Source organism: Halanaerobium sp. (assembly GCF_003070835.1).
On record NZ_QBLR01000376.1, the window covers coordinates 1 to 2,972 of the forward strand.

The window sequence follows — 2,972 nt, forward strand, 5'->3', positions numbered from 1 at the left end:
AAATGATGGATAATAGTGCTGAAAATTTATATTCTTTAGCACATCAAGCAGCTCAAGCTTCACGTTTAAATGTTTCTTTAGCGCTTGGAGAAAATAATAAAGTAATGATTCATCATAAAAAATTAGATCCTAATGAGCCTTTTTTTGAAAAAGAAATAAGCAAAGAATTTCAGGCAAAGGTGATTGCATCAAATGCAGCTAGATTGGTTAAAGGTATTCCAATTAGAGATATTCCCTTAGAAATAGATCAAAAAAATAAATCTGTATCTGATATTTTAACTGATTTAGATAACTTTAAGAGCATTAGTAAAGATGCTAAGAATGAAAAAATATCTAATTCTGAAAAAGAAGTAGATGAAAATAGAATAAAAGAATTAACAAATTATATTTATCAAAAATTAAAAGGTATAGAAAACAAATAATATTTAAGAGGCACTTTGAGGAAAGGAGGGAATATGTCCAAAAAAGCTCTTGGAATGATAGAAACAGTAGGGATTCTTGCTGCATATGAAGCTGCAGATGTAGCTTTGAAATCGGCCAATGTTAAAATGGTTGGTTATGAAATTAGTAGGGGTGGTTTAATCGTTATTAAATTTACTGGTGACGTAAGTGCAGTAAGATCAGCTGTTGATGCTGGTAAAACTGCTGCTTCAAAATTATCTAAGGTTTGGTCTTCTCATGTAATAGCCAGACCTGCTGAACAAATAGAAAAAATGATAAATAGCGAAGACACAATAAATAATAAGAATAAATCAAATAGTGAAGCAGAAAAAGAAGAAACAGAGGATATATCTGAAGCTGAAATTGATGAAGATGATAAATCATCAGTAAAATCAGATGATTTAGAAGCAGAATCAAAAGAATCAAATGAAGAAGCAGAATCAAAAGGAAAAGAGGAAAAAGAAGATACAGAAGAATTAGAAGAAGAGGATATATGTAATCTCTGTGGAGATCCAGCCTGTCCTCGAAATAAAGGAGATTTACACACGGATTGTATACATTATGATGAAATAAAAGGTGATAAAGAATAGAAGGAGGAATTTAAATGAGTGGCGAAGCTTTAGGCTTAATTGAAACTAAAGGATTTGTAGGTGCAATTGAGGCAGCAGATGCAATGGTGAAAGCTGCAAATGTTACTTTGGTGGGTTATGAAAAAATTGGTGGCGGTTTAATTACCGTTTTAGTTAGAGGTGATGTTGGAGCAACCAAGGCAGCTACTGATGCAGGAGCAGCAGCAGCTGGTAGAGTAGGAGAATTAGTTTCTGTTCATGTAATCCCAAGACCTCATACAGATGTTGATGGTCTTTTACCAAAAATTGCAAGAGAAGAATTAGATATGCCTGAAATGAAATAAATAAAAATATCCCCTTCCTAGGTTATTAAAAGGAGGGGGATAATAGTATGCCTTAATTGTCTGGAGGGTAATTAATGGATTGTTACATAAAAAAAGCTAATAAAACACTTGAAAAACTAAATAGTCTAATAGAAGAAAAAAACAATATTGTTGATTATGATGGAAAGATCAAAGCAGGTGTTGACCTTGGAACAGCAAATTTAGTCTTGACACTTGTTGATCAGGATAATAACCCTTTAGCTGCCTTAAAAAAATCAGGTAAGGTTGTTAGAGATGGTTTGGTAGTAGATTATATTGGGGCTTTAAAAATAGTAAGAGAAATGAAAAACAAGATGGAAAATATTTTGGGGAGAGAAGTCTTATATGCAGCAACTGCTGTACCACCTGGAACTGGTGAAGGGGATGTTGACACCTTCAAAAATGTTGTTGAAGGAGCTGGGTTCCAAGTCAGCAATGTTATTGATGAACCATCAGCAGCGGCAACTGTCTTAGAGATTGAAAGAGGTATTGTAGTTGATATTGGTGGAGGAACAACTGGAATTTCGATTCTTGAAGATGGTGAAGTAGTTTATACAGCTGATGAAGCAACTGGAGGTACTCATTTAAACCTTGTAATAGCAGGTGGACTTGGGATTAGTGTTGAAGAAGCAGAAAAAATGAAAGAAAATCCTAAACATGCAAATGATATATTTCCAATGACAATTCCAGTCATTGAAAAAATTGCTTCCATTATTAACAAGCATATAAAAAATTATAAAGCTGAAACAATTTATTTAGTTGGTGGTACCAGCAGTATTGAAGGAATAGAAAATGTCTTAGCTAAAAAAACTGGCCTTAAAGTAGTAAAACCATCCCATACATTATTAGTGACTCCTCTTGGTATTGCTATGAATTGCAAGTAGCTGGAAGGAGGGATAATTGTGAATCAAATTAGTGAAGAACTTATTAGAAAAATAATTGAGAAAGTAATAACTGCTCTAGAAGCAGATAAAAAAATGAAAATTACTGCTGTTTTCACAGGAGGTAAGATAAAATTTGAAGAAGCTTTATCTCAATTGAAAAAAATAGATAATAACTATAATATAATTTGGAATTTTATTTTTTCAGAATCAGCTAAAGAAATTCATAATCATAATAAAATAAGATGTGAATTTGAACAGCAAATTAGTCAAAAACCAATTCAGTTTAATACAGTTAATGAGAATGATTTATTATTGATTCCAGTTTTAACTCGTAATACTGCTGCAAAGCTATCAGCACAATTTCTAGACACATGTCTTTTAGATTATATTTTCAGATCATTAATGGCTTCTGTTCCTGTTGTTGCAGCATATGATGCAGCTGATTTAACTGGAGAAGGTTGGCAAAAACTTGGTTTTAATAATTATTCTGATGCAATTAAGATAGAGAACCAGCGTCATTTAAAAAAAATTAAATCTTATGGTATCCAATTGACTGCTGCAGATAATCTTGCTGAAAAATCTTTTTCAATCTTAAATGGTGATAACAAAAAAATTGTTAATAAGTCTAATTCGCAAAATATTATTTCAAGTTTAGATAAATCAAATACTAAAAGTATTCATCTTGACTCGAAAGTAATAACTTATAAAGATATTAA

Annotated in this window: 5 protein-coding genes; all 5 read left to right on the top strand. The window is 31.8% G+C overall.

The features are described from left to right. The coding region (locus CI949_RS19255; protein ID WP_290769415.1) for a glycerol dehydratase reactivase beta/small subunit family protein at nt 1–422 on the top strand (422 nt) is incomplete at its 5' end. A 33-nt stretch (nt 423–455) separates the two neighbouring features. Next, nucleotides 456–1,031 carry a BMC domain-containing protein gene (locus CI949_RS19260; RefSeq protein WP_089716144.1) on the top strand — a complete coding sequence of 192 codons (576 nt, stop codon included), beginning with the start codon at nt 456–458 and terminating at the stop codon, nt 1,029–1,031. Between the two features lie 14 nt (nt 1,032–1,045). Next, nucleotides 1,046–1,354 (top strand): BMC domain-containing protein, encoded by a 309-nt coding sequence (locus tag CI949_RS19265; RefSeq protein WP_089716145.1) that lies wholly within the window; start codon nt 1,046–1,048, stop codon nt 1,352–1,354. 74 nt (nt 1,355–1,428) lie between these two features. Then, on the top strand, nt 1,429–2,256 hold the full coding sequence (gene eutJ, locus CI949_RS19270) for an ethanolamine utilization protein EutJ (RefSeq protein WP_089716146.1): 828 nt from the start codon (nt 1,429–1,431) through the stop codon (nt 2,254–2,256). An 18-nt stretch (nt 2,257–2,274) separates the two neighbouring features. Then, nucleotides 2,275–2,972 (top strand): flavoprotein (locus CI949_RS19275; protein ID WP_290769421.1); only part of this gene is annotated, 698 nt, incomplete at its 3' end.

Coding starts and splice junctions, on each gene's coding strand:
- CI949_RS19260 (WP_089716144.1), top strand. CDS start 456: ATGTCCAAAAAAGCTCTTGGAATGATAGAAACAGTAGGGATTCTTGCT.
- CI949_RS19265 (WP_089716145.1), top strand. CDS start 1,046: ATGAGTGGCGAAGCTTTAGGCTTAATTGAAACTAAAGGATTTGTAGGT.
- eutJ (WP_089716146.1), top strand. CDS start 1,429: ATGGATTGTTACATAAAAAAAGCTAATAAAACACTTGAAAAACTAAAT.